At 62.7% G+C, this 23,895-nt stretch carries 24 protein-coding genes and 2 pseudogenes; 13 read left to right on the top strand and 13 right to left on the bottom strand.

Translation table 11 applies throughout. The annotated features are described in order from the left end of the window. Positions 1 to 73: 73 nt before the first annotated feature. Genes dnaQ through FPZ08_RS16335 form a run of 4 tightly spaced genes read right to left on the bottom strand, consistent with a single transcriptional unit; the run spans position 74 to position 2,815 of the window. Positions 74 to 739, bottom strand: a complete 666-nt coding sequence (dnaQ, locus tag FPZ08_RS16350) for a DNA polymerase III subunit epsilon (RefSeq protein WP_246132926.1) — start codon at positions 737 to 739, stop codon at positions 74 to 76. A 47-nt stretch (positions 740 to 786) separates the two neighbouring features. Next, positions 787 to 1,383, bottom strand: coding sequence for a dephospho-CoA kinase (coaE, locus tag FPZ08_RS16345; protein WP_146290987.1), 597 nt, complete (start codon positions 1,381 to 1,383; stop codon positions 787 to 789). 2 nt (positions 1,384 to 1,385) lie between these two features. Then, positions 1,386 to 2,216 carry a shikimate dehydrogenase gene (locus tag FPZ08_RS16340; protein ID WP_146290986.1) on the bottom strand — a complete coding sequence of 277 codons (831 nt, stop codon included), beginning with the start codon at positions 2,214 to 2,216 and terminating at the stop codon, positions 1,386 to 1,388. Beyond that, positions 2,213 to 2,815: a Maf family protein gene (locus tag FPZ08_RS16335; RefSeq protein WP_146293245.1), complete on the bottom strand. Its 603-nt coding sequence runs from the start codon at positions 2,813 to 2,815 to the stop codon at positions 2,213 to 2,215. Before FPZ08_RS16335 ends, FPZ08_RS16340 begins: the two co-directional genes overlap by 4 nt. A 498-nt stretch (positions 2,816 to 3,313) precedes the next feature. On the opposite strand from FPZ08_RS16335, the gene hemE reads away from it, so the two are divergent. From hemE to FPZ08_RS16295, 8 genes and pseudogenes are all read left to right on the top strand, one after another. Beyond that, positions 3,314 to 4,276 carry a uroporphyrinogen decarboxylase gene (gene hemE / locus FPZ08_RS16330; RefSeq protein WP_246132925.1) on the top strand — a complete coding sequence of 321 codons (963 nt, stop codon included), beginning with the start codon at positions 3,314 to 3,316 and terminating at the stop codon, positions 4,274 to 4,276. Positions 4,277 to 4,307: 31 nt separating this feature from the next. Further along, positions 4,308 to 4,736, top strand: coding sequence for a protoporphyrinogen oxidase HemJ (hemJ, locus tag FPZ08_RS16325; protein ID WP_146290984.1), 429 nt, complete (start codon positions 4,308 to 4,310; stop codon positions 4,734 to 4,736). A 252-nt stretch (positions 4,737 to 4,988) separates the two neighbouring features. Beyond that, the gene (gene rho / locus FPZ08_RS16320; RefSeq protein ID WP_146290983.1) at positions 4,989 to 6,254 is read left to right on the top strand and encodes a transcription termination factor Rho; all 1,266 of its coding nucleotides are present in this window, start codon (positions 4,989 to 4,991) and stop codon (positions 6,252 to 6,254) included. Positions 6,255 to 6,325: 71 nt separating this feature from the next. Further along, on the top strand, positions 6,326 to 7,609 hold the full coding sequence (gene mnmE, locus FPZ08_RS16315) for a tRNA uridine-5-carboxymethylaminomethyl(34) synthesis GTPase MnmE (protein WP_186767050.1): 1,284 nt from the start codon (positions 6,326 to 6,328) through the stop codon (positions 7,607 to 7,609). Positions 7,610 to 7,692: 83 nt separating this feature from the next. After that, positions 7,693 to 9,555 carry a tRNA uridine-5-carboxymethylaminomethyl(34) synthesis enzyme MnmG gene (gene mnmG / locus FPZ08_RS16310; RefSeq protein WP_146290982.1) on the top strand — a complete coding sequence of 621 codons (1,863 nt, stop codon included), beginning with the start codon at positions 7,693 to 7,695 and terminating at the stop codon, positions 9,553 to 9,555. Further along, positions 9,555 to 10,202 carry a 16S rRNA (guanine(527)-N(7))-methyltransferase RsmG gene (gene rsmG / locus FPZ08_RS16305; protein ID WP_146290981.1) on the top strand — a complete coding sequence of 216 codons (648 nt, stop codon included), beginning with the start codon at positions 9,555 to 9,557 and terminating at the stop codon, positions 10,200 to 10,202. The genes mnmG and rsmG overlap by 1 nt, the downstream gene beginning before the upstream one ends. Before the next feature lie 24 nt (positions 10,203 to 10,226). Then, on the top strand, positions 10,227 to 11,027 hold the full coding sequence (locus FPZ08_RS16300) for a ParA family protein (protein ID WP_146290980.1): 801 nt from the start codon (positions 10,227 to 10,229) through the stop codon (positions 11,025 to 11,027). Between the two features lie 11 nt (positions 11,028 to 11,038). Beyond that, positions 11,039 to 11,912 (top strand): annotated as a pseudogene (locus tag FPZ08_RS16295) (ParB/RepB/Spo0J family partition protein). 97 nt (positions 11,913 to 12,009) lie between these two features. Here FPZ08_RS16295 and holA read toward each other — a convergent pair. From holA to leuS, 3 genes are read right to left on the bottom strand one after another with little or no spacing between them, the layout of a single operon-like run. Further along, positions 12,010 to 13,032, bottom strand: coding sequence for a DNA polymerase III subunit delta (holA, locus tag FPZ08_RS16290; RefSeq protein WP_146290979.1), 1,023 nt, complete (start codon positions 13,030 to 13,032; stop codon positions 12,010 to 12,012). Then, on the bottom strand, positions 13,032 to 13,538 hold the full coding sequence (lptE, locus tag FPZ08_RS16285; protein WP_146290978.1) for an LPS assembly lipoprotein LptE: 507 nt from the start codon (positions 13,536 to 13,538) through the stop codon (positions 13,032 to 13,034). The genes holA and lptE overlap by 1 nt, the downstream gene beginning before the upstream one ends. Further along, positions 13,525 to 16,143, bottom strand: coding sequence for a leucine--tRNA ligase (gene leuS, locus FPZ08_RS16280; RefSeq protein ID WP_146290977.1), 2,619 nt, complete (start codon positions 16,141 to 16,143; stop codon positions 13,525 to 13,527). Before leuS ends, lptE begins: the two co-directional genes overlap by 14 nt. Positions 16,144 to 16,297: 154 nt before the next feature. Here leuS and FPZ08_RS16275 point away from each other — a divergent pair, with 154 nt between their 5' ends. The 4 genes and pseudogenes from FPZ08_RS16275 to FPZ08_RS22045 all read left to right on the top strand — a co-directional run bounded on the left by FPZ08_RS16275 (position 16,298) and on the right by FPZ08_RS22045 (position 19,174). Continuing rightward, complete coding sequence (locus FPZ08_RS16275) at positions 16,298 to 17,005, top strand: YggS family pyridoxal phosphate-dependent enzyme (protein ID WP_146290976.1); 708 nt, start codon at positions 16,298 to 16,300, stop codon at positions 17,003 to 17,005. 207 nt (positions 17,006 to 17,212) lie between these two features. Further along, positions 17,213 to 17,896: a response regulator transcription factor gene (locus tag FPZ08_RS16270; protein WP_146290975.1), complete on the top strand. Its 684-nt coding sequence runs from the start codon at positions 17,213 to 17,215 to the stop codon at positions 17,894 to 17,896. A 104-nt stretch (positions 17,897 to 18,000) separates the two neighbouring features. Further along, the gene (locus tag FPZ08_RS16265) at positions 18,001 to 18,459 is read left to right on the top strand and encodes a cyclic nucleotide-binding domain-containing protein (protein ID WP_146290974.1); all 459 of its coding nucleotides are present in this window, start codon (positions 18,001 to 18,003) and stop codon (positions 18,457 to 18,459) included. A gap of 71 nt (positions 18,460 to 18,530) precedes the next feature. Beyond that, a pseudogene (locus tag FPZ08_RS22045) lies at positions 18,531 to 19,174 on the top strand (DUF930 domain-containing protein). Between the two features lie 60 nt (positions 19,175 to 19,234). On the opposite strand, the gene FPZ08_RS16255 reads toward FPZ08_RS22045, so the two are convergent. The 5 genes from FPZ08_RS16255 to rimM all read right to left on the bottom strand — a co-directional run bounded on the left by FPZ08_RS16255 (position 19,235) and on the right by rimM (position 22,929). Continuing rightward, entirely contained in the window at positions 19,235 to 20,047 is an 813-nt protein-coding gene (locus FPZ08_RS16255) for an exodeoxyribonuclease III (protein WP_146290973.1), read from the bottom strand. A gap of 143 nt (positions 20,048 to 20,190) precedes the next feature. After that, positions 20,191 to 20,781, bottom strand: a complete 591-nt coding sequence (locus FPZ08_RS16250; RefSeq protein WP_146290972.1) for a hypothetical protein — start codon at positions 20,779 to 20,781, stop codon at positions 20,191 to 20,193. Between the two features lie 91 nt (positions 20,782 to 20,872). Then, entirely contained in the window at positions 20,873 to 21,424 is a 552-nt protein-coding gene (gene rplS, locus FPZ08_RS16245; RefSeq protein WP_186767047.1) for a 50S ribosomal protein L19, read from the bottom strand. 288 nt (positions 21,425 to 21,712) lie between these two features. Next, on the bottom strand, positions 21,713 to 22,396 hold the full coding sequence (gene trmD / locus FPZ08_RS16240; protein ID WP_146290971.1) for a tRNA (guanosine(37)-N1)-methyltransferase TrmD: 684 nt from the start codon (positions 22,394 to 22,396) through the stop codon (positions 21,713 to 21,715). Further along, positions 22,393 to 22,929, bottom strand: coding sequence for a ribosome maturation factor RimM (gene rimM, locus FPZ08_RS16235; RefSeq protein ID WP_146290970.1), 537 nt, complete (start codon positions 22,927 to 22,929; stop codon positions 22,393 to 22,395). Before rimM ends, trmD begins: the two co-directional genes overlap by 4 nt. A 218-nt stretch (positions 22,930 to 23,147) precedes the next feature. Here rimM and FPZ08_RS16230 point away from each other — a divergent pair, with 218 nt between their 5' ends. Beyond that, on the top strand, positions 23,148 to 23,444 hold the full coding sequence (locus FPZ08_RS16230; protein WP_146290969.1) for a hypothetical protein: 297 nt from the start codon (positions 23,148 to 23,150) through the stop codon (positions 23,442 to 23,444). 51 nt (positions 23,445 to 23,495) lie between these two features. Here the strand turns inward: FPZ08_RS16230 and FPZ08_RS16225 are convergent, their stop codons facing one another. Beyond that, positions 23,496 to 23,801: a hypothetical protein gene (locus FPZ08_RS16225; protein ID WP_146290968.1), complete on the bottom strand. Its 306-nt coding sequence runs from the start codon at positions 23,799 to 23,801 to the stop codon at positions 23,496 to 23,498. Between the last annotated feature and the right edge of the window lie 94 nt (positions 23,802 to 23,895).

Raw genomic sequence — 23,895 nt, 5'->3', positions numbered from 1 at the left:
AGACCTCGTCCTTCGACAGGCTCAGGATGAGGTCTGTTGCAAATTCAGGAAGCCCCGCCAAGTGCGGGGCTTTTCATTCCGCGGCGACGCCGTTTTCCGGCGCGTAGCGGGCCCAGATGGATTCGGCGCCCAATGTGGCCACCAGCTTGTCATGGGCGACGATTTCGCCTTCGGTGATGCGCGGCGGCAGGGCCACCGGCCGGGGCAGGGCAATGGCGCGGGTGGCGATGGCGTCGGCGCCTGAAACACGGCTTTCGGCGACCAGAGCCAGGCTCACCTGCTTGCCGCCGATCAGCTCGAGATAGACTTCGGCCAGGATTTCGCTGTCGAGCAAAGCGCCATGCAGGGTGCGGCGGGAATTGTCGATGCCATAATGCTTGCACAGCGCATCAAGGCTCACCCTGGCGCCCGGATGCTTTTCGCGCGCCAGCATAACCGTATCGAGCACGTCATTGCCCAGTGGACGCTGGCCGGCGCGTTCCAGCTCGGCATTGAGAAAACCCATATCGAAGGGCGCATTGTGGATGACCAGCCGCGCATCGCCGAGGAAATCGCGGAATTCCTGCGCCACCGCCCCGAAGAGCGGCTTGTCGGCCAGGAATTCGTCGCTCAGCCCATGCACGCGGAAGGCTTCTTCCGGCATGGCGCGCTGCGGGTTGATATAGACGTGGTAGTGCCGGCCGGATGGAATGTGGTTAATCAGCTCGACGCAGCCGATTTCGACCAGCCGATCGCCCATGGCGGGCGACAGGCCGGTGGTTTCGGTATCGAGCACAATCTCACGATTCAATTTTTTGGCCCTTCGGCTCGGAGCTTTGCCACCAGTGCGGCGACCTGGCCGACCGTCTCTTCGAGCGGCATTCCGGTATCGAACAGATAGTCGGCGCGAGCCTTCTTGTCGGCTTGGGGCATCTGCCGGGCAAGGATGGTTTCGAGCTTTCCACTAGTCATTCCCGGCCGTGCCAGCGCGCGTTGCCGCTGAATGGCCTCGTCGACCCAGGTGACGCCAACCGCATCGAAGCCGTAATCGTAGCCGCTTTCGAACAGCAGCGGCACTTCTACCACGGCCAGGGCATGGCCCTGCGCCTCGGCCTCGTCCATGAAACGGGCAATGCGGGCCCGCACCAGGGGGTGTACCACCGCTTCGAGCCGCTTGAACCCTGATGGATCGGCCGCAAGCCGTTGTGACAGCAGGTTTCTGTCGATCCTGCCGTCAGTGGCAATTCCGGGGAAAAGTGCTTCGACGGGGGCCACGGCCTCGTTTTCGTAAAGGTCAGCCACCGCCTCGTCGGCGGAAAAGACCGGTACGCTGAGATCGGCAAAGGCCTGCAGCACGGTGGATTTGCCTGAGGCGATCGAGCCGGTCATGCCGATGCGCCACATGCTCAATGCCCCAATGTCGCTTCGATGCGGGCGCGCAGCTCCGGCGTCACCGCGGGCCGCACGCCGAACCAGGCCTCGAAACCCGGCACGGCCTGATGCAGCAGCATGCCCAGGCCATCGACGGTCCTGAAGCCATGCGCCGCCGCCTCGGCCAGCAGCGGGGTGACCAGCGGCACATAGACGATATCGGTCACCAGCGCCTGTTTCGGCAGCAGGGAAAAATCGAGCCAGTCGAAGCGGCTACCATGCATGCCGATGGAGGTGGTGTTGATGAGGATGCCCGTGCGCGGCGCCAGGGTGGCGAAAGCCTCGAAGCCATGCGCCTCGAACGGCCCTTCGATCTCGTCGACCAGCGCCTGGGCATTGGCCAAGGTCCGGTTGAGGATATGCACCTTGCCGCCATTGCGCCGCTGCAATGCTACCAGCACGGCCCGCGCCGCGCCGCCGGCGCCGATGACCATGGCGTCGTCGGGCCCGTCGGACCAACCGGGCGCCGCGGCGTCGAGATTGCCGAGAAAGCCGAGATAGTCGGTATTGCTGCCGAAAACCTTGCCTGATCGAACGACAAGCGTATTCACCGCGCCGATTTTCCGGGCCAGCGGATCGACTTCATCGCAGAGGGCAAAGACGGCTTCCTTGTGCGGAATGGTGACATTGCCGCCGGCAAATTCACCTTTGCGCAGCCGCTCGAAAAACGCCGGCAGGCCGTCCGGCGCCACGTCGATCGCCTCATAGCTGCCATCGATACCGTGTTCGGCCAGCCAGGTGCCGTGGATCAGCGGGGAGCGGGAATGGTTGATCGGATGGCCGATGACGAAGGCTTTGGTGGTCACTTGAGGGTCTCGGGGGCAAAGGCGCGCAAGGCGGCCAGGAGAGGCAGCAGCGGCAGGCCCAGAATGGTGAAATAGTCGCCGGAAACCGTCTCGAACAAGCGGATGGACGGGCCTTCGAGGCGATAGCCGCCGACCGAGGTAAGGGCGGCATCGCCCTCGCGATCCAGCACGTCGTCGCGTTCCTGGGCCGTGAAATCGCGCATGGTCAGCTCGGCCGTCTCGACGCCGGACCACAGCAGCACATCGTCGCGCACCAGTGCCACGGCGGCATGCAGGCGATGGGTCTTGCCGCGCAGATAGTCTAGCTGGGCTGCCGCTTCGGCGCGGTTGGCCGGCTTGTGCAAAAGCGTGGGGCCCAGGCTCAAGGTCTGGTCGGCGCCGATAACAATGGCACCGGGATTGGTCGCGGCAATGGCCGCGGCCTTCTTCTCGGCCAGCAGCAGGGCAACGTCCCTGCCATTGCCGCCGCCATCGATTGCCGCCTCTTCCAGCAGGCGTTCGTCGATATGGGCCGGCAGGCAGGAAAAGGCGAGGCCCGCCTGCTCCAGCAGGGCTTTGCGCGTGGCGCTCTGGCTGGCAAGGATCAGCATGGGGACGATGTTTTCCACACTGTCATCCCCAGCTCAAGCCCGACCTGTGACTATGACTCATGGTTTTGGCCGCGCCTCCGATTTGTTCGACCTGGTTACCGAAACATTAACATTTGGACTCCGCACCCGCGCGGCGGCAGGCTCTGGATAGGTCTGGGGATAACCCGTCGGTGGACAATCCGGGCCGCCAACCGGTTTTGCACAGCAGGGTGCGAATCATTGACTCGGGAGTCGCCGCGTTAAGGCTTGATTAACCATTAAGGCGCCGGCACGGCCGGAATGGTCCACAGGCGATGTTAACACCGAGTTAACCATAGGCCTGCGCCTTTGTGCCGCCATGCGGGCGATTGTGGATGGCGCTGAATTAGCCCAAAACACCGCCATGATAATACTGATACGAAGTCAGAAAGACTCTTTAGGGATTTTGAAGGGAAGGGTGACGTGACCCACAAGCCCCTGCTCGCCACCGTGCTTGGCCAGCGCCAGGAACGGCCACCGATCTGGATCATGCGTCAGGCAGGCCGCTATCTGCCCGAATATCGCGCGATCAGGACCAAGGCGAAGAATTTCCTCGAGCTCTGCTATACGCCCGATCTGGCCACCGAGGTCACGCTGCAGCCGCTGCGGCGTTTCGATCTCGATGCGGCCATCCTGTTCTCGGATATTCTGGTCATCCCCGATGCCCTGGGCCAGTCCGTGCGCTTCGAAGCGGGCGAGGGACCCGTCCTTGATCCGGTGAGTGTGGAAAGCATTGCCGGGCTGGGGAAGGAGAGGGATGCGCTGGACCATCTTGCGCCGGTCCTCGAGACCGTGCGGCGGTTGCGGGCGGGTCTGGCACCGGAAAAGACCCTGATCGGCTTCTGTGGCTCTCCCTGGACGGTAGCGACCTATATGATCGGTGGTCGCGGCTCGCCCGACCAGGCTGCAGCGCGGCTGTTTGCCCTGCGCCATCCCGAGGCCTTTGCCGCGCTGATGGACCTGCTGGTGCAAACCAGCGTGGATTATCTGGTGGCGCAGTTCGAAGCAGGCGCCGATGTGGTGCAGCTATTCGAGAGCTGGGCGCTCAATCTCGACGATGTGGCTTTCGCCGAGAGGGTGATTGAGCCCAATCGCCGGATCGTGGAAGGCGTGCGGGCCAGGGTGCCCAATGCGCCTGTCATCGGCTTTCCGCGCGGTGCGGCGGGGAACTTGGCCCGCTATGCTGACCAGACCGGCGTTAATGCGCTGGGGCTCGACTATGCCACGCCGCTCGATTTTGCGGCGCAGCATCTGCCGTCATCGCTGCCGGTGCAGGGCAATTTGGATCCTTTGCGCCTGGTGGCCGGCGGGGCGCAGCTCGATGCGCGGGTTGACCAGGTCATTGCCGCCTTCGCCGATCGGCCGCATATTTTCAATCTGGGCCATGGCATCGTGCCGGAAACCCCGATCGAGCATGTCGAGCGGCTGGTGAACCGGGTGAAGAACGGCTAGCCATTGCGCGAACTGTTGAGGAGTTCGAAAAGTGTATGAATGGGTCAAGGCGCTGCACGTCATTTCCGTCATCGCCTGGATGGCCGGCATGATGTATCTACCGCGCCTCTTCGTCTATCACGCCGAATCGCCTGTCGGCTCCGAGAAGTCCGAGACCTTCAAGGTCATGGAGCGCAAGCTCTATCGCGGCATCATCACCCCGGCGATGATCGCCACCTGGATTTTCGGGCTGTGGCTGGCCTTTGGCTTCGGCATTGTCGATTTTTCCATGGGCTGGATGTGGCTCAAGGCGGCGATGGTGCTGGCGCTATCGGGCGTGCATGGCTGGTATGGCGGATTGCTGCGCAAGTTCCAGAACGACCAGAATACCAGGCCGCACACCTTCTACCGCGCCATCAACGAAATCCCCTTCGTCATCGCCATCATCATCGTCATCGCGGTCATCGTGAAGCCGTTCTGATTCACCCAACCACTGCGCGTCACGTCAGGGCTTGACCCGAGGGCCTGCACTTGAGGCGTAAAGTTTCACGTGAATCTGCGCTCAACCCGTCTTCTGCGACGGTTTCGTTCTTGAAACTGCCGCAAGATCGCGCTACATGCCTTGCCAACGCATCCCAATCATAGCTGATCTCCCCGGTCGCTGCGCGGTGCCTACCCCTCCCAGATTTATCGCCTTCGACGATTACCGTTTCCCAATAGGGTCTCCCGCTACATGCAGAATATGAAGCTCAGCGAGCTCAAGGCCAAATCCCCGGCCGAACTCCTGGTGTTCGCTGAAGAACACGAGGTCGAGAATGCCTCGACCATGCGCAAACAGGAATTGATGTTTGCCATCCTCAAGGAACTGGCCGCCCAGGAAGTGGACATTACCGGCGAAGGTGTCGTCGAAGTCCTGCCCGATGGTTTCGGCTTCCTGCGGTCCCCGGACGCCAATTATCTCCCGGGCCCCGACGACATCTATGTCAGCCCCTCGCAAATCCGCCGCTTTGGTCTCCGTACCGGCGACACGGTTGAAGGCCAGATCCGGTCTCCCAAGGATGGCGAGCGCTATTTCGCGTTGCTCAAGGTCAATTCCATCAATTTCGAAGATCCCGAGGCGGTCCGCCACAAGGTCAACTTCGACAACCTCACCCCGCTCTATCCCGAGGAACGGCTCCGCATGGAGCTGCCCGATCCGACCATCAAGGATCGCTCGGCCCGGCTGCTCGATCTCGTTGCCCCGCTCGGCAAGGGTCAGCGCGCCTTGATTGTTGCGCCGCCGCGTACTGGTAAAACCGTATTGTTGCAGAATATTGCACAGTCGATCGCCACCAATCATCCCGAATGCTATCTGATCGTGCTGCTGATCGACGAGCGCCCCGAAGAAGTGACCGACATGCAGCGCTCGGTGCGTGGCGAAGTCATCTCCTCGACCTTCGACGAGCCGGCATCGCGCCACGTCCAGGTCGCCGAAATGGTGATCGAAAAGGCCAAGCGCCTGGTCGAACACAAGCGCGACGTGGTCATCCTGCTCGATTCCATCACCCGCCTCGGCCGTGCCTACAACACCGTCGTGCCGAGCTCCGGCAAGGTTCTCACGGGCGGCGTGGACGCCAATGCTCTGCAGCGCCCCAAACGCTTCTTCGGCGCCGCCCGCAATATCGAGGATGGCGGTTCGCTGACCATCATTTCGACCGCGCTGATCGATACCGGCTCGCGCATGGACGAAGTGATCTTCGAGGAATTCAAGGGTACCGGTAACTCGGAAATCATCCTTGACCGCAAGGTCGCCGACAAGCGCATCTTCCCGGCGCTCGACATCACCAAGTCGGGCACCCGCAAGGAAGAGCTGCTGGTCGAAGCCGACATTCTCAAGAAGATGTATGTGCTACGCCGTATCCTCAACCCGATGGGAACGATCGACGCCATGGAATTCCTGGTCGACAAGGTCCGCCAGACCAAGACAAATTCCGATTTCTTCGACTCGATGAATACCTGACACACGTTGTGTGTTTGAATTTGAAGAGCGGCCGGCATCAGCGGGCCGCTCTTTGCCTTGGGATTTAGCGAATGACCGACACGATCGTTGCTCTCTCCTCTGGCGCGCCGCCTTCGGGTGTCGCGGTCATTCGCCTCTCCGGTCCACGCACGGCCGAGATGCTGCGTGATGTCAGCGGTGTCCTGCCAGAACCGCGGCGGCTGATTTTGCGGCCCATCGGCCGCGACTCGCTGCTCGATCGAGGTCTCGTCGCCTGGTTTCCGGCGCCGCACAGCTTTACCGGCGAGGATTGCGCCGAATTGCAGGTGCATGGCTCGCCGGCGGGCGTTCGCGCTATCATCAAGCTCATCACGTCAAAAGGTGCGCGGCTGGCTGAAGCCGGCGAATTCACTCGCCGCGCCTTCGAGAACGGCAAACTCGACCTGGTCGAAATCGAGGGTCTCGGCGACCTGCTGGATGCCGAAACCGAAAACCAGCGTCGCCAGGCCCTTGCCCGTTTCGAAGGCGGCCTGTCCCAACGCGTCGATACCTGGCGCGACCAATTGCTCGACCTCCGCGCCGAAATCGAAGCCCGACTCGATTTTTCCGATGAAGGCGACGTGGCCGACGCCCTGCCCGCCAGCTTCGGTGACAGCATCGCCGCCCTGCGTGCCGATATTGGTACAGCTCTGGCCTCGCTGGAACATGGCCGCATTGTCCGCGAAGGCATTCGCGTCGCCCTGGCCGGCCCGCCCAATGCCGGAAAATCCAGCCTGCTCAATGCATTGGCGAGGTCCGACATTGCCATCGTCACCGACGAAGCCGGCACGACGCGCGATGTGCGCGAAGTCCCGCTCGATATCAACGGCCAGCTCTACATCCTGCTGGATCTGGCCGGCTTGCGCGATACCGACAGCAAGGCCGAAGCCGAAGGCGTCCGCCGCGCCCGCCAGGCCATCGAGCAGGCCGATATCGTCCTGTGGCTGTACGCACCGGATATCGTCGATGCCAGTGATACGCAGGGCGACCGGATCATCAAGGTCGGCACCAAACGTGATCTCGGCACCGTGCCCGGCATGGATGTCGCGGTATCCGCTCGATCGGGCGTCGGGCTTGGCGAACTCTTGCAGCGTATCGAGGCCATCGGCCAGACGCTGGCCAGTGGCGAACCAGCCTTGCTCAGCCGCGAGCGGGATCGCCTGGCGCTGGAAAGTGCTACCGAGGCGTTGGATGCGGCCGCACGGCAACTGGCCGTGCCCGAACTGGCCGCCGAAAGCCTCCGTATTGCCTCGCAAGCCCTGGAGCGTCTGGTTGGGCGGTTGGATGCCGAACGCGTGCTGGACCGGCTGTTTGCCAGCTTCTGCATCGGCAAATGATTCACGTGAAACACGTCCGTGATGTCGCCGGAATTGATTCACGTGAAACATTGGCCTATTGAGACCGCCTTCGGAGACATTGCATGAGCGACTATGCCGTCATCGTCGTTGGGGGTGGTCACGCCGGCTGTGAAGCCGCGGCGGCTTCAGCGCGCCTCGGCGTTCCGACGGCGCTGGTAACGCATAAGTTTGCCACCATCGGCGAGATGAGCTGCAATCCAGCCATTGGCGGGCTGGGCAAGGGCCATCTGGTGCGCGAGATCGATGCGCTGGACGGGTTGATGGGGCGCGTGGCCGATGCGGCCGGCATACAGTTCCGCGTGCTTAACCGCCGCAAGGGCCCTGCTGTGCGCGGCCCACGGGCTCAGGCTGATCGCAAACTCTATCGAGAGGCCATGCAGGCCGCTATCACTGCCCAGCCCAATCTCGACGTGATCGAGGGTGAGGTCGATGATATCGAGGTCACCAATGGCGCGGTGAGCGGCGTTGTGTTGCTTGATGGCCGGCGCATCGGCACCAGGGCGGTCGTTCTCACTACCGGCACTTTCCTGCGCGGCTTGATTCATCGCGGCGAGGAAACCACGCCGGCGGGCCGTGTCGGGGAAAAGCCGGTGCTAGGGCTCTCGACACGGCTGGAAGCCCTTGGTCTGCAGCTGGGCCGCCTGAAGACCGGCACGCCGGCACGGCTCGATGGCAATAGTATCGACTATGCCATGCTGGAAGCGCAGCCGGGCGACGATGTACCCGAACCATTCTCTGCCCTGACCAAGAAAATCACCACGCCGCAGGTGTCCTGTCACATCACCCGCACGACGTCAGAAACGCATCGGATCATCACGGAAAACCTGCATCGATCCGCTATGTATGGTGGCCGGATCCAGAGCCGAGGGCCGCGCTATTGTCCGTCCATCGAGGACAAGGTGGTGCGCTTCGCCGATCGCGACAGTCACCAGATTTTCCTTGAGCCAGAAGGGCTTGACGACAAGACGGTCTATCCCAATGGCGTTTCCACCTCGCTGCCGGCAGAGGTGCAGGAAACCTTCTTGCGCACCATGCCGGGGCTAGAAAATGTTCGCATTATCCGGCCGGGCTATGCCATCGAATATGACCATGTCGATCCGCGCGAGCTGCGACCCACGCTTGAGCTGAAGCGCCAGCCAGGGCTTTACCTGGCCGGGCAGATCAATGGCACGACCGGCTATGAAGAGGCCGGTGCGCAGGGCCTGCTGGCCGGCGCCAATGCTGCTTTGGCCGCCATGGGCAGTGATCCGATGATCCTGTCGCGCACCGAGAGCTATCTCGGCGTCATGGTGGACGACCTGGTGACACGCGGTGTGTCCGAGCCCTATCGCATGTTCACCTCCCGCGCCGAATTCCGTCTGCATTTGCGCGCTGATAATGCCGATCAGCGCTTGACCCCGCTGGGCGTGGAGAAGGGACTAATTGGCGAAGAGCGCCGCGAATTGTTTGCTGCCAAGGCCGACGCGCTGACCAGGGGTCGTGCCCTGCTGAATAGCCTCACAGCCTCGCCAAATGCGGCGCGCAAGGCGGGCATTGCAGTCAACGAAGATGGCAAGCTGCGCTCGGCCTTCGACCTGCTGTCCTATCCGGATGTGACGCCCGTCGACACTGGTCGGCTGTGGCCGGAAGTGCTTGAAATCCCAAAAGGAATCATCGAGCAGTTGGTCGTCGACGCGCAATATGCGGTCTATCTCGACCGACAGCGCGACGATATCGATGCGGTGCGGCGCGACGAACAGAAGCCGATTCCTGACCATCTCGACTATGAGGCGATTCCCGGCCTGTCGATGGAGCTGCGGCAGAAGCTGCAGCAATATCGACCGCAGACCATTGCCCAGGCCCAGGCCATGGATGGTATGACGCCGGCGGCTGTCACGCTGCTGCTGGCTGTGATCCGGCGCGGCGATTTGCGCAAGGCCAGCTGATGGCGGATAGCGACGCCATCGCGCCCTATGCGGCGCATTTCACCCGACCGCTCGCCGATGTTGCCAAGGATCTGGAATCCTATGCTCAGCTGCTGCGGAGGTGGCAGGCGGTGCAGAATCTTGTTTCACGTGAAACACTGAATGATGTCTGGTCGCGGCATTTTGCCGATAGCCTGCAGGTCCTGAAACTGCTGAAGGCCGGGGATCGTGCGTTTCTCGATCTCGGGAGCGGCGGCGGCCTGCCGGCACTGCCACTAGCCGTTGCACTCAAGAGCCCGAATCACCACTTCACGCTTATCGAGCCGAATGGACGAAAAGTGAGCTTTCTCCGCACAGTAGCTCGTGAGTTGGGGCTTGTTGTCGCGGTGGAAGGGTTGCGGAGCGACCAGGTTGATTCACGTGAAACACCGGTGCCTGATGTGATCACCTCGCGTGCGCTGGCCGGTTTGCCGACGCTATGCGGCTGGATGCAGCCTTTCTTTGGCCCGGAAACGCGGGCAATCCTGCACAAGGGCAGGGAACATGTTGAAGAACTGGCGGAAGCGGTTCCGCATTGGGACTTTAACGTGGTAGTAACCAAGAGTGACACCGATGCAGAAGGTGTCCTGCTCACGCTTACAGATTTGCGTGCGAAAACAGTTAGTTAGCGGCGAACGAGCTGGAGGCCTGTTGTGGCGCCCCGTATCCTGACACTGGCCAACCAAAAAGGCGGCGTGGGCAAAACCACGACTGCCATCAATCTTGCGACCGCGCTTGCCGCCATTGGCGAGCGCGTGCTGATCGTCGATCTCGACCCGCAGGGCAATGCCTCGACGGGCCTGGGCATTTCGCGCACCGACCGCGACGTCTCGTCCTATGACCTGCTGGTGGGTGAAGCCACGGTGGCGCAGGCTGCCATCATGACCTCGGTGCCCAATGTGGCCATTGTCCCCTCGACCATGGATCTGCTGGGCGTCGAGCTGACCATTGCCGGCCAGGCCGATCGTGCCTTCAAGCTGCGCAATGCCTTCAAGCAGTTGGGCGAGCTCACCATCAATGAGCGGCCGGTAAGCTATATCCTCATCGACTGCCCGCCCTCGTTGAACCTGCTGACGGTCAACTCGCTGGTTGCGGCCGATGCGGTGCTGGTGCCCTTGCAATGCGAATTTTTCGCCCTGGAAGGCCTTAGCCAACTGCTTCAAACCATTGAACAAATCCGCTCGACGCTCAATCCGCGCCTCGCTATCCAGGGCGTGGTCATGACCATGTTCGACAAGCGCAACAACCTTTCTGAACAGGTGCTGCAGGATGTGCGGCAGGAAATGGGCGCACTGGTTTATGACACGGTCATTCCGCGCAATGTGCGGCTGAGCGAGGCGCCGTCCTATGGCAAGCCGGCTTTGCTCTACGACCTCAAATGCGCCGGCAGCCAGGCCTATCTGCGGCTGGCGACCGAAGTGATCCGCCGCGAGCGGCAGCTCAACGCGGCATAGGAGCGGGATATATGAGTGACAAACCCACACGTCTCGGTCGCGGGCTCGCGGCGCTGATTGGCGACATGGCGACCGTCGAGGGCGCCCGCGTCACCGAATCGGGCGGGGTCAAGCGGCTGCCGGTCGAGTTCATCATCGCCAATCGCGCCAATCCGCGCCGCACCTTCGACCCCGATCAGCTCGAGGAGCTGACCAATTCGATCTCGGGAAAAGGGCGTCATGCAGCCCTTGCTGGTGCGGCCAAGCGACGATCCCAATATTTTCGAGCTGATCGCCGGTGAGCGTCGCTGGCGTGCGGCGCAGAAGGCGGGCCTGCATGACGTGCCGGTCATTGTGCGCGAGGTGGGCGACAAGGAAGCGCTCGAGCTCGCCATTATCGAGAACGTGCAGCGCGCCGATCTCAATCCGCTTGAAGAAGCAATGGGTTACGGCCAGTTGATCGAACAGTTCGACTATACCCAGCAGGACCTGGCCCAGGTGATCGGCAAGAGCCGGTCGCATGTTGCCAATACTTTGCGCCTGCTGCGCCTGCCGGAAGATGTGCGTGGCATGGTGGCGTCAGGCACGCTGACGGCGGGCCATGCCCGCACGCTGATCACCGCCGAGGATCCGGCGACCCTGGCGCGCCAGATTGTCGCCGGTGGCCTGTCGGTGCGCGAAGCGGAAGCCTTGAGCCAGCAGCGCGAAGTCGCCGGCAAGAAGAAACCGGGCGAGTCGCATGCCGAGCGCGATGCCGATACGGTGGCGCTGGAGCGGCGGCTGTCGGATGCCTTGGGGCTGTCGGTGTCGCTGTCGCATAGCGAGCGCGGCGGCAAGCTCGAAATCCGCTATCGCACGCTGGAGCAGCTCGACGGGCTGTGCGTGAAGCTCACGGGCAGCAACTGATTGCCATTCGGGCATAGCCCTAATGGCCTTCTCGCCTAAAATCGCTCCACCGGAGCGATTTTCCCTTTGGGCGCGGCTCGAAGTTTCACGTGAAACGCTAATGCGCCGCGGCCATCATGCAGATGGCCAGCAGGGCGCGGCGCAGGCTGGATTCGGCGAGGGCAGGGCGGCGGCGGCTGTCTGACGTGGCCTGCAGGATACGCTCCGACGCCGTGGCCAGCGCATTGTCCGACCATAGGCGCAATTGCTGCTCCAGGCTGGAAATCCGCGAAAAATGCGGCTTGGGACGTAGTCCTTCGAGCACGGCGCGCGGCATCTTGCCGGCATCGACCTCGGTGCGCCAGCGGCGCAGATTGGCGAAATGGATGGTGGACATGGCCAGCAGCCGCTGTGGATCGACCGCGGAGGACAAAGCCCGATCCAGCGCCAGTTCCAGCTTTTCGGCATGACCGGCGCCGGTGGCGTCGAGAATGGCGTCGATCACCAGCATGCCATTGTCGGCACAAAGCCGCAGCACATCCTCGCGGGTCAGGCTCTTGCTCGATGCCGCATAAAGCGTGAGCTTTTCCAGCTCGCGCCTTGTGATTTCGCGGTCATTGCCGAGAATTTCGCGCAATGTGCTCACCACATCCTGGTCGATGCGAATGCCGTGCTGGTTGAAGGTCTCGCGGATCAGCGCCTGCAGGGTTTCGTCGCTATCGGGATAGCAGGGCAGGGCCCGGCCGAGCTTGGCCGCCTCCACCAATGCGCGCAGCGCGTCCTTGGGCGTGAGGTTGCCCGCTTCGAGCACGATGGCGGCACCGGCCGGATCGTCGCGCAGCTCGGTCAGTGTCATGACCAGCGATTTGCCGGCGCCGCGTACGCGGATGATGCGTTTGCCACCGAACAGCGACATGGTGCGGGCTTCGACGGCGAGAATGGAGGGGTCGGCATCCACTTCGGCACCATCGAGCACCACCACACTCGCCGATTCGGGGTCGTCGCCGCTCAATTGGCGGATCAGGCGCTGCGCTGTTTCGCGCACCAGCCCGGCATCGGGGCCATAAGCGAGAAAAATGCCCTCGCTCAGGTCGGGCCGGGCCAGGAAACGGGCGACTTCATGCGCCTTGAGTGCCGTCATCAGCGGCTGAGCGCGGCCAGCAGGGCCAGGCGCAGTGATTCGGCGGCGGCTTTGGCGGCGCGCTCGTCGGCATCGGTCCGGGCTGCCGTATCGGCCAGCACCTGGCCGCTGGTGGTATATTCAGCGCTGGCCTGCCGGGTGAGTATGAGCGGCTGGGCCTCTGTGCCGTCGCGGCGCGTCAGGGTCAGGGTCGCCGTCACCGTGGCGCGGTAGGGCTTATTGGGATTGGCGGTGACGGAATAGCCGATGGCGGGCGCCGATGACGAGACCCGCACCTGCGCCAGCGGCGCGGTTTCAGTCTCGGAACGGCCGAAGCGCAGAGCCAGTTCCTGATAGACGATCTGTTCCAGCCGGGTCGTCGGCTTGGCATAGGCCAGCTCCAGCAGGGGCTGGCCGGCCGTGGTGCCGCTATAGACCGGGGTAAAGCTGCAGGCGCCCAGAGCCGTGGCCAGGCCCAGCACAAGGCTTGCGGCTGCGATCCTATGCAGGGGCTTAGACAACGACATTGACGATCCTGTCCGGCACGACGACGATCTTTTTCGGCACCTGTCCGGCCAGAATGCGGACAATCTCGTCCATTGACAAGACCAGCTTTTCCACCTCGGCTGATGGCGTGCCCTTGGCCACGGCGATTTCGCCGCGGCGCTTGCCATTGACCTGGATGGGCAGCGTCACCGTGTCATCCACCAGCAGAGCCGGGTCGACTTCGGGCCAGGGCGCATCGGTTACCAGGCCCGTTTTGCCCAGCGCCTGCCAGCAGGTTTCGGCCAGATGCGGCATCATCGGGGCGATGAGCTGGATCAGACGCTCCACACCCTCCTGCAGCGCCCCGATCCGTGCTGCTGGGGCGGCCGAAGCCAGGCCTGCCGCGCGCACCAGCGCATTGGTCAGCTCATAGATCTGTGCCACGGCGCGGTTGAAGCGCAGGCCCTCGATATCCTCGCCGACTGTATGCACGGCGCGATGCACCGCCTTGCGCAGAGTCTTGGCTTCATCGTCGTCAGAACCACGAACAATATCGGAAGACTGTTCCACAAGAGCGATGGTTTCGCCGACCAGCCGCCAGACGCGCTGCTGGAAGCGGCTGGCGCCCTCGACGCCGGCCTCGGTCCATTGCACGTCGCGTTCCGGCGGGGAATCCGACAGCATGAACCAGCGCGCGGTATCGGCGCCATAGGTGGCGACGATCTCGTCGGGATCGACCACATTCTTCTTGGACTTGCTCATCTTCTCCACCGAGCCGATGGCAATTGGCGCGCCGGAGGTGATGTGCCGAGCCGCGCGCTGCTCGCCGGTGGTTTCCACCACCACCTCGGTGGGCGGCACCCATTCGCCCGCTGATGACTTGTAGGTCTCGTGGGTCACCATGCCCTGGGTGAACAGGCCCTTGAAAGGCTCGTCCAGGTCCACATGGCCGGTTGCCTTCATGGCGCGGGTGAAGAAGCGCGAATAGAGCAGGTGCAGGATCGCGTGTTCCACGCCGCCGATATACTGATCGACAGGCAGCCAGCGATTGGCCACGGCGGGAATGGTCGGCGTCTCGGCATGCGGGGCGGTGAAGCGGGCGAAATACCAGGACGAATCGACGAACGTGTCCATGGTGTCGGTTTCGCGCCGTGCCGCGCCGCCGCATTGCGGGCAGTTCACATGCTTCCAGGTCGGGTGGTGGTCCAGCGCATTGCCCGGCTTGTCGAAGCTGACATCGGCGGGCAGCACCACCGGCAGGTCCTTCTTGGGCACGGGAATGGTGCCGCAGGTCTCGCAATGAATGATCGGGATGGGCGCGCCCCAATAGCGCTGGCGCGACAGGCCCCAGTCACGCAGGCGGTAGTTCACTTCCACCTTGCCCTGGGGCTGGCCATCGACTTTGCGGCCAGCGAAATGCTCGGCAATGGCCTTCTTGGCCGCGTCCACAGTCAGCCCGTCGAGGAAGCCGGAATTGTAGATCACGCCGGGATCGGTCGCGGCCTCGTCGGCAATGGCGAAGCTGGCGGCGTCGGCGCCATCGGGCAGCACGACGGGCACGACCGGCAGGTCATATTTGCGGGCAAAGTCCAGGTCGCGCTGGTCATGCGCCGGGCAGCCGAAAATGGCGCCGGTGCCATAGTCCATCAGCACGAAATTGGCGACATAGACGGGTAGGGTGGCACCCTCGATGACCGGATGCTTGACGCGCAATCCGGTGAACAGCCCCAGTTTCTCGGCCTTTTCCAGCGTTTCGGTGGCCGTGCCATGGCGGTGGCATTCGGCGACGAATTCGGCTAGGGCCGGATTGCCTGCGGCCAGTTCCGTCGTCAGTGGATGGTCAGGCGACAGCGCGATGAAGGAAGCGCCGAAAATCGTGTCCGGCCGCGTGGTGAAAACCTCGATGCTGGTCGCAGCCGTGGCGTCATCCGGCAGCAATTCGAACAGCAGGCGCAGGCCTTCGGACTTGCCGATCCAGTTGCGCTGCATGATGCGCACTTTCTCGGGCCATTCGGTCAGCCCGTCGAGGGCCTCCAGCAGTTCCTCGGCATAGTCGGAAATCTTAAAGAACCACTGGGTCAGCTCGCGCTGCTCCACCACGGCGCCCGAGCGCCAGCCCTTGCCGTCGATGACCTGCTCATTGGCCAAGACGGTCATATCGACGGGGTCCCAGTTGACCTTGGATTTCTTGCGCGTCACCAGGCCGGCCTGCATCATGTCGATGAACATGGATTGCTGGTGCTTGTAATATTCGGGCTCACAGGTGGCGATCTCGCGCGTCCAGTCGATGGACAGGCCCATGGACTTGAGCTGGGCCTTCATCGCCTCGATATTCTGGCGGGTCCAGGTGCCCGGATTCATGCCACGCTCGATGGCGGCATTTTCCGCCGGCAGGCCGAACGCGTCCCACCCCATGGGATGCAGCACATTGCGGCCCTTGGCGCGGTAATAGCGCGCCACCACGTCGCCCATGGAATAGTTGCGTACATGGCCCATATGGATGCGGCCCGACGGATAGGGGAACATCTCGAGGACGTAGTAGGGCTCGCGCGGATCGTCATTGGCCGAAACGAAGCTTTTGGCGTCGTTCCATACCTGCTGCCACTTGGGTTCCATTTCGCGCGGATTGTAGCGTTCGCCGCTCACTGAACTCGTCCTTGAATGATTGGCGCGTCGCGCTCGGGGATGATTGACGCAAGCGCCGGGTAAAGTCCGGCACGGCTTGCGTTTAGGGGGGGATTTTGGCTACCGGACCATCACCAGAAATCCCCACCAAGGTCAACAGGAACAGGGCGAAAGCATGGACTTGGCCGCCGCCGGCAACCTCGCTGCCATCAAAGAGCGCATCGCCCGCGCCCATGCCCGCTTCGGCGCACCGCCCGAGCAGGTGGAGCTGGTCGCTGTCTCCAAGACCTTTCCTGCCGAGGCGATCGAGCCGTTCCTCGTCGCGGGACAGCGCGTTTTCGGCGAAAACCGCGTGCAGGAGGCCAAGGACAAGTGGCCCGGCCTGCGGGCGCGCTATCCCGATATCACGCTGCATCTCATCGGGCCGCTGCAGACCAACAAGGCGCGCGAGGCGGTGGCGCTGTTCGACGTCATCGAAACGGTGGATCGCGACAAGCTGGCCGGCGTGCTGGCCGCCGAAATGGCGCGGGCCGGCCGCAAGCTGCCCTGTTTCGTCCAGGTCAATATCGGCCTCGAAGTACAGAAGGCCGGCATTGCCCCGGCCGAAACAGTGGCTTTCGTCCGGCGCTGCCGCGAGGTCCATGGGCTCGATATTGTCGGCCTCATGTGCATCCCGCCCGATGGCGTGCCGCCCGGCCCCTATTTCGCCCAGTTGGCGATATTGGCCCGCGATGCTGGCCTTTCCGGCCTCTCCATGGGCATGAGCGGCGATTTCGAAGTGGGTATCGCCATGGGCGCGACGCATGTGCGGGTGGGCAGCGCGCTGTTCGGTGCTCGTCCGCTATCCCTCTCCCTCAAGGGGAGAAGGGAAGAGACGTCTTGATGGCCGGCTGGTGGGGTGGACCGAGCCGAATAGACCGGTGCGACAATCCACCTCCGACGAATACCCCCCTTATTCCGCCGGCACTGCAACTTCCGCCGCTTTTCTTCGTTGCTGTGGGCAATAACGCCGTTGTGATTGGCTGGCCAAAAACCGGTCGCAATATTGTGACCCATGGCGGGGGCCGATGCAAAAAGACCGGAGAAAACAATGAACAAGCGACGCATCCTGCTGGTGGACGACGACGCTGATCTTCGCCAGACCCTGGTCGAGCAATTGGAAACGCAGCATGAATTCCAGATCATGCAGGCGGGAACCGCCAACGATGCTCTCAAGGTGACCCGCGAAAACAATATAGATCTGATGATTCTCGACGTCGGCCTGCCCGATATGGATGGGCGCGAAGCGGTCAAGGTGCTGCGCAGCGAGGGCTATAAGAGCCCCATCCTGATGCTGACCGGACATGACAGCGATGCCGACCAGATTCGCGGGCTCGATTCTGGCGCCAACGACTATCTCACCAAGCCCTTCCGCTTTCCGGTGCTGCTCGCCCGCATCAATTCAGCGCTGCGCCAGCATGACCAGAGCGAGGATGTGGTCTTCACCATCGGGCAATACAGCTTCCAGCCCTCGGCCAAGCTGCTCGAGGCTACTGACGGCGCCAAGGTGCGGCTGACCGACAAGGAAACCTCCATCCTCAAATATCTCTACCGGCAGGGGCCCAAGACCATCACGCGCGATGTGCTGCTCAAGGAAGTCTGGGGCTACAATAACCGGGTCACCACGCATACGCTGGAAACCCATATCTACCGTCTGCGCCAGAAGATCGAGCGCGACCCCTCCAATGCGCGTCTGCTGGTGACCGAAGAGGGCGGCTACCGCCTGGTGCCGTAAAGCCGGTGGACCGCCGCAAAATCCGGTACAAAGCGAAGCAAAATGCCCTATAGGTTGAAGCGGCTCCGTTCCGGCGGGGCCGCTTGTGTATCCGGATTGGGCCTATGATCAGGGACGATGCGGCCGAGGCGCTGGCCCAGGCCGAATTCTTCGATATCTGCGACGACGAGCAGCGGCGCATGCTGGCCTTTGCCGGCGACATGCACTATTTCGATCCCGATGCGGTGCTCTACAAGGCTGGCGACATGCCGCAGGGCGCCTTCGTGCTGATCGAGGGCACGCTCAAGGCCAAGCCCGAAGGGCCGGGCGCGGGCAAGCCCTATGCCATTTCCGAGCCGGGCAGCGTGGTCTCGGCCATGGCGCTGATCCTGGCCAAGCCGCGCCCGGTGACCATTACCGCCGTCACCGATGTCAGGACTTTATTCGTGCCGCGCACCGCCTTCCTCAAGCTGGTGCAGCAATCGCCCGACCTGGCGCAGCGCGCCGTGGCTCGGGTCGAGCGCGACCTGGGCAATTATCTCGACGCGCTGGAGCCGGTGCGGCGCAAGATGAAGACCGAATAGGGCCCGGGGCCCGCAAAGTGCCGCAAAGTCCTGTCACCGAGGGCGGTATCAGCCGCACGCTCCGACCGGACATGGCCCATACGCCCGACATTCTCGTTCGATGGACGCTGCCGGCGTCGGTGCTTGTCCATGCAGCGCTGCTGGCCGGCCTGCTGCTGCTGACCGTGCCACGCGTATTGGAACCGCCGCCGACGCGGGCGATCGCCGTGGAGCTGGTGCCGCCGCCGGCAGAGCCGTCGCCACCCGCTGCCGCCGAGCCTGTGCTGTCAGCGCCGGGCGAGGCGGAGCGACCTGCGGTGGCTCCTGATGACAATGAGGGCATGGTGGCGGCAACGGATTTCTATGCTGCCGGCATCCTGTCCGATCCGGCCAATGCCGAAATACGCAAGAACTTTCCGCTGCTGGCGACCAGCGAGCAGGTCACCCAACTCTGCAATATGGAGGCGCTGGAGCAATTGCGCAGCGCCGAACCGCCCATCATGGCCGATGTGCTGGTGGGCTATGCATTCGACAGCATAGCTGTCCAGGGCAATGCGCTCGACGCCGAGGGTGGCGCGGTGCGCAGTGGGGGAGCTGGTTTCACTTCCGCTATCGCTGCGCGGTGACGCCCGATATCGCCAGTGTCAGCGCGTTCGAATATGCCATGGGTCCCGCCATTCCAAGGGATCAGTGGGAAGAGCATTTCCTCAATGCCGACGATGACTGGCTGAACTAGAGCGTTTCCAGCAAAAGTGGCAACGGTTTTGCGGTTCGGAAACGCGACAAAACAGGGATTCTAGACTCCGGCAAAGCGGGCAATGACCGGCACGTGGTCGCTCGGCTGCTTGATGTAGCCGCGGAAGGGCTTGATGATTTCGGCGCCGATGCAATGCTCGGCCACGTCAGAGGTCGACCAGATGTGGTCCAGCCGGCGCCCCTTGTTGGCCAGTTCCCAATTGGCGCTGCGATAGCTCCACCAGGAATAGAGCTTCTGGTCATAGGGCACGTGTTTGCGCACCAGATCGGTCCAGCCATGCCCGCCATTGAGAATGGCGTTGAGCGCCTCGGTCTCGACCGGCGTGTGGCTGACGATCTTGAGCAACTGCTTGTGGCTCCACACGTCATTTTCATGCGGGGCGATGTTGAAGTCGCCGGCAATCAGGTGCCCGCGCTGGAAGATGGGGTCGGTGAACCAGCTGGTCAGCTCGCTCAGGAAACCCAGCTTGTGCTTGAACTTGGGGTTGATTTCGGGGTCGGGCTCGTCGCCGCCGGCGGGAATGTAGAAATCGTGCAGGGTCACCGGGCCATGGCCGAAATCGGTCAGCGCCGAGACGTGGCGCGATTCGGGGATTTCGCAGAAGACCCTGGATGACACATCGGTCAGCGGAAACTTCGAGACGATGGCGACGCCGTGATAGCCCTTCTGCCCATGCACGGCCATATGCGGATAGCCTGCCTCGATGAAGGCATTGCGCGGAAACTGGTCATCCGTGCATTTGATCTCCTGGAACATGATGACGTCGGGCGCATGCTGGGCGATGAAATCCAGCACCATGGGCAGGCGCAGCCGGATCGAATTGATGTTCCAGGTGACGATGGAGACGGGCATGGGGAGACTCGAACGGAGAGTGAACGCGACCTCTTATCGCGAAGGGCGCGGAGTCTCACAAGCCGAAAATGGCCTGGGCGTGCGGACAGCCGAAATTGCCGCCCAGCGGGGATAAGTTTTTCGATTGCCGCTGAGCACAGCCTCTACCACTGCGGATTTTCGGCTTTCCAGCGCTCGACATCGGCCAGGCTCGCGCCGCCCGCCAATACGGCGTGGTAGATGTGCCAGCTGCCCACTATCGGCCCATAATAGTCCGGCCGGGACATGGCTTCGGACTTGAGGCGCAGAATCAGATCGCGGTTGGCCGTTTCGAGACGTGCCACCAGATCGGCGTCCTTGGCCTGGCGCCTGGCGTAGTCCTGCGGCTCCCAGCCCCAGATGTCCGATTTCCAGGCCGTGCCATCAGCTTCGACGAACTGTATGCCCCAATAGAGCCCGGCGCCGAGCGGGTGGGGGTCGACATAGTCATCCCACATCTGGGCCTTGTGCAGCCGTAATCCGGCGCGTTCGAGGCCGGCATTGATCTCGGCCAGCATGGCCGCCCATTCGATGCGATAGCTGGCCGGCACCGGCATGTGGATGTCGATATCGGGCCAGACCATCAGGTCATAGCGGGCGCTGCCGGTCAGCGCGCAGGTGCCGAAGCGCCTGGTGAACAGATCCGGCCAACCGGTATTGTCCAGAATGAGCTGGGCCTTCTGGTGCAGGCGCCGGGATGTTTCGCGTAAATCCATCTTGCTTCCTCCTTCCGATAACGAAAAAGCCCGGCTCCTTACGGGGCCGGGCTCTGAATTGCTTCAGGCAAGGGCGGGTATGAGAACCCGCTTATTCTGCCTTGGGGGCCTCTTCGGCAGCAGCAGCCTGTTCGGCGGCGGCTGCAGCGGCTGCGGCTTCCGCATCCTTGGCGGCCTGCTCGGCGGCAAAGGCCTCGGCAGCAGCGATCTTTTCGGCTTCACGCGCCTCGCGCGCAGCCACGGCTGCACTGCGTTCGCTGGCCTCGATCTTCTTGGTGCGCGAATTGGTCGATTCGAAAATACGCGCCGATTTACCGCGACGGTCGCGCAGGTAATAGAGCTTGGCGCGACGGACCTTGCCGCGCTTGAGCACTTCGACGCTGGCCACGTTGGGCGAGTAGTAGGGGAACACGCGCTCGACGCCTTCGCCATACGAAATCTTGCGCACGGTGAAGCTGGCGGTGATGCCGCCGCCATTGAGGGCGATCACGACGCCTTCATAGGCCTGCAGGCGTTCCTTGTCGCCTTCACGGATCTTGACCCACACCTTGATGGTGTCGCCATGGGTGAAGTCGGGCAGTTCACGCTTGGCGGCGAGAGCAGCAACCTGCTCGGCCTCAAGCTGTTCGATGATATTGGTCATGTCGATTCCGTTCTGAATCTTTTCAAAGGAGCGTTTATCGGGCCTTTCGGCTCGTCGCCCGGTCTTGGTTGGTAACGGAGGTTTTTCGTCTTTTTATTGGTGCGATCAGGGTCCGATCAGCCCGACATCGCAATCGTGGCGCGGCTATAGGCGAAAAAGCCGGAAGAGTCTAGGGTTTGCGTGCCATCAAACCATCAAAGACCTCATCCTGAGCTTGTCGAAGGACGAGGTCGAGCGAGTGGAGGCATAACGCCACGCCCTCGTGGTTCGACAGGCTCACCATGAGGGCTACTTTTTCAGCAGGTCCGGCCGGCGCGTGGAGGTGAGTGCCTGGCTCTGTTCGGCGCGCCATCTGGCGATCTTGCCGTGGTCGCCCGAGGTCAGCACGGCGGGGATTTCCGTGCCCTCGAAACTCTGCGGCCTTGTGTATTGCGGATATTCCAGCAGCCCGTTTTCAAAACTCTCGTCGGCATGGCTGTCGGCGCCGCCCAATACGCCCGGAATGAGCCGTACCACGGCCTCCAGCAGCACCATGGCGGCCACTTCCCCGCCGGCCAGCACGTAGTCGCCAATGGAGATTTCTTCCAGCGCCCGGCCGTCGATGACGCGCTGGTCCACGCCCTCGAAGCGGCCGCAGACGATGACGGCGCCAGGCCCCAGCGCCAGTTCGCGGGCGCGGGCCTGGGTCAGCGGCGTGCCGCGCGGCGACATCAGGATGCGCGGGCGCGGATCGCCGTCAGGCGCCACCGTGTCGATGGCCTTGGCCAGGATATCAGGTTTGAGCACCATGCCGGCGCCGCCGCCCGATGGCGTGTCATCGACAGTGCGGTGCCGGTCCGTCGCAAAATCGCGCAATTGGGTCGCGTCGAGCGACCACAAGCCGTCAGCCAGCCCACGCCCCAGCACCGAAGCGCCGAGCGGGCCGGGAAACAGCTCGGGAAACAGCGTGATAATGGAAGCCGAAAAGCTCAATCGGGCTCTTCCTCGCCCTCGGGCGCATCCAGCGGCACGATGATCGTGAGATAGCCCTCGGCAATGTTGACGTGGGGCACGACGGCCTTGGTGAAGGGATAGAGATAGGTATCCCCGCTCTTGATATCGCGCACTTCGATGAGGTCGCCTGCGCCGAAATTAGGCAGAGCGGAGACCTTGCCGATGCTGACGCCATTGTCGAGCCGCACATCGAGCCCGATCAGGTCGGCATGGTAGAAATCGTCCTCGTCATCGGGATCAGGCAGGCGGTCGCGGTCGATGAAGAGGCTGACCCCGTTCAACGCCTCGGCGGCATTGCGGTCGGAAATGCCCTTGATGTGAGCGATGACCACATTTTTCTGCAAGCGCACCTTGGTCAGGGTGACAGTGAGGCCGGGGCGGTCGGTATCGAGCGGACCGTAACTGCCGATGGCCTCGGGATCCTGGGTATGGGTGGCGATGCGCACCTGGCCCTTGATGCCATGGGCAGCGCCGATCTGGCCCAGGAAGATTTGGTTGGTCTTCGTCGTCATGCTCGCTCCGCCAGCTTTGTGGAGCGTATTAGAGCATTTCACCGTTTCATTGAAACGTTGAATTGCTCAAACATCTTTGTTGTCGCGTTTCCGAACCGCAAAACCGGGTTCCACTTTTGCTGGAAACGCTCTGGCAGGCGCTGGTCGGCTTGGGAATTGTTGCGGAACCAAGCGGACGGCGCGACACTTGTGCAAGCAAAGCCAGCAAGGAGCCCGCCATGCCCAGAATTCTCACCGATCGCGACGATATCCGCCAATGGGCCGAGGCCCGGGGCGGCAATCCCATGCTGATGGATACCCCTGACGGCACCGGCATGCGCACATTGCTGCAACTGACTTTCGGCCAACATGCCATCAATACCGACGGCAATGAGGGACCCGACCGCATTGGCGGGTTTCATCTGGTCAGCTGGGAAGAATGGTTCGCTGCGCTGGACGAGGGTGGACTGGCGCTGCGCGTGTCAGATGACCCGGCGGGCGGCAACGAGGCGGAGTTCGAGTTCGTCGAACGCTAGAGCGATTGCTCCGGACGCTCCGTCATATGCCGTCCGCTGGGCAGAGCCGGCTCAGTTGGTGGCCGGCAGCGCGTTGAGGCCGCCCTCGTAGAGGTGCATGGTGGCTTCGATGTCTTCGATATGCATGGCCAGGCCCTGCTCGACAGCTTCCACCTGACGGCGCAGCAGGTCGCGGCGCGAGATCAGCTCGAAGCGTTCGCTTTCGAGTTCCTTGAGGGCAAGGTCGATCCGGTCACGATGCGATGCCAGGCGCTGCACCATGGGGGCGGCCTGCTTGGCGGCGTCCTGGAGGACGGTTTCGATCTGCTCGATTTCGGGCTGTACAATCTTGAGGGTCGTCTTGGACCGCACGGTCATTTCAATGTTTCCCACATCTTGGTTGCGCCTGCGCTGAATCGCAGGCTGGTCGCCAGCGGGAGCGCAGTGCTGCAACTAATAGCGTGTGGCGCGG

The sequence above is a fragment of the Devosia ginsengisoli genome (genome assembly GCF_007859655.1).
Lineage (GTDB): Bacteria > Pseudomonadota > Alphaproteobacteria > Rhizobiales > Devosiaceae > Devosia > Devosia ginsengisoli.
Note: the sequence above shows the minus strand (reverse complement) of the source record. Positions and strands in the feature narration are given on the sequence as shown.

What these genes read in the sequence shown, in the direction of transcription:
- dnaQ (WP_246132926.1), bottom strand. Translation starts at nt 739, where the DNA reads ATGGGCGATCGGCTGGTCGAAATCGGCTGCGTCGAGCTGATTAACCAC.
- coaE (WP_146290987.1), bottom strand. Translation starts at nt 1,383, where the DNA reads ATGTGGCGCATCGGCATGACCGGCTCGATCGCCTCAGGCAAATCCACC.
- hemE (WP_246132925.1), top strand. Translation starts at nt 3,314, where the DNA reads ATGCGTCAGGCAGGCCGCTATCTGCCCGAATATCGCGCGATCAGGACC.
- rho (WP_146290983.1), top strand. Translation starts at nt 4,989, where the DNA reads ATGCAGAATATGAAGCTCAGCGAGCTCAAGGCCAAATCCCCGGCCGAA.
- mnmE (WP_186767050.1), top strand. Translation starts at nt 6,326, where the DNA reads ATGACCGACACGATCGTTGCTCTCTCCTCTGGCGCGCCGCCTTCGGGT.
- mnmG (WP_146290982.1), top strand. Translation starts at nt 7,693, where the DNA reads ATGAGCGACTATGCCGTCATCGTCGTTGGGGGTGGTCACGCCGGCTGT.
- rsmG (WP_146290981.1), top strand. Translation starts at nt 9,555, where the DNA reads ATGGCGGATAGCGACGCCATCGCGCCCTATGCGGCGCATTTCACCCGA.
- holA (WP_146290979.1), bottom strand. Translation starts at nt 13,032, where the DNA reads ATGACGGCACTCAAGGCGCATGAAGTCGCCCGTTTCCTGGCCCGGCCC.
- lptE (WP_146290978.1), bottom strand. Translation starts at nt 13,538, where the DNA reads ATGTCGTTGTCTAAGCCCCTGCATAGGATCGCAGCCGCAAGCCTTGTG.
- FPZ08_RS16275 (WP_146290976.1), top strand. Translation starts at nt 16,298, where the DNA reads ATGGACTTGGCCGCCGCCGGCAACCTCGCTGCCATCAAAGAGCGCATC.
- FPZ08_RS16270 (WP_146290975.1), top strand. Translation starts at nt 17,213, where the DNA reads ATGAACAAGCGACGCATCCTGCTGGTGGACGACGACGCTGATCTTCGC.
- FPZ08_RS16265 (WP_146290974.1), top strand. Translation starts at nt 18,001, where the DNA reads ATGATCAGGGACGATGCGGCCGAGGCGCTGGCCCAGGCCGAATTCTTC.
- FPZ08_RS16255 (WP_146290973.1), bottom strand. Translation starts at nt 20,047, where the DNA reads ATGCCCGTCTCCATCGTCACCTGGAACATCAATTCGATCCGGCTGCGC.
- FPZ08_RS16250 (WP_146290972.1), bottom strand. Translation starts at nt 20,781, where the DNA reads ATGGATTTACGCGAAACATCCCGGCGCCTGCACCAGAAGGCCCAGCTC.
- rplS (WP_186767047.1), bottom strand. Translation starts at nt 21,424, where the DNA reads ATGACCAATATCATCGAACAGCTTGAGGCCGAGCAGGTTGCTGCTCTC.
- rimM (WP_146290970.1), bottom strand. Translation starts at nt 22,929, where the DNA reads ATGACGACGAAGACCAACCAAATCTTCCTGGGCCAGATCGGCGCTGCC.
- FPZ08_RS16230 (WP_146290969.1), top strand. Translation starts at nt 23,148, where the DNA reads ATGCCCAGAATTCTCACCGATCGCGACGATATCCGCCAATGGGCCGAG.
- FPZ08_RS16225 (WP_146290968.1), bottom strand. Translation starts at nt 23,801, where the DNA reads ATGACCGTGCGGTCCAAGACGACCCTCAAGATTGTACAGCCCGAAATC.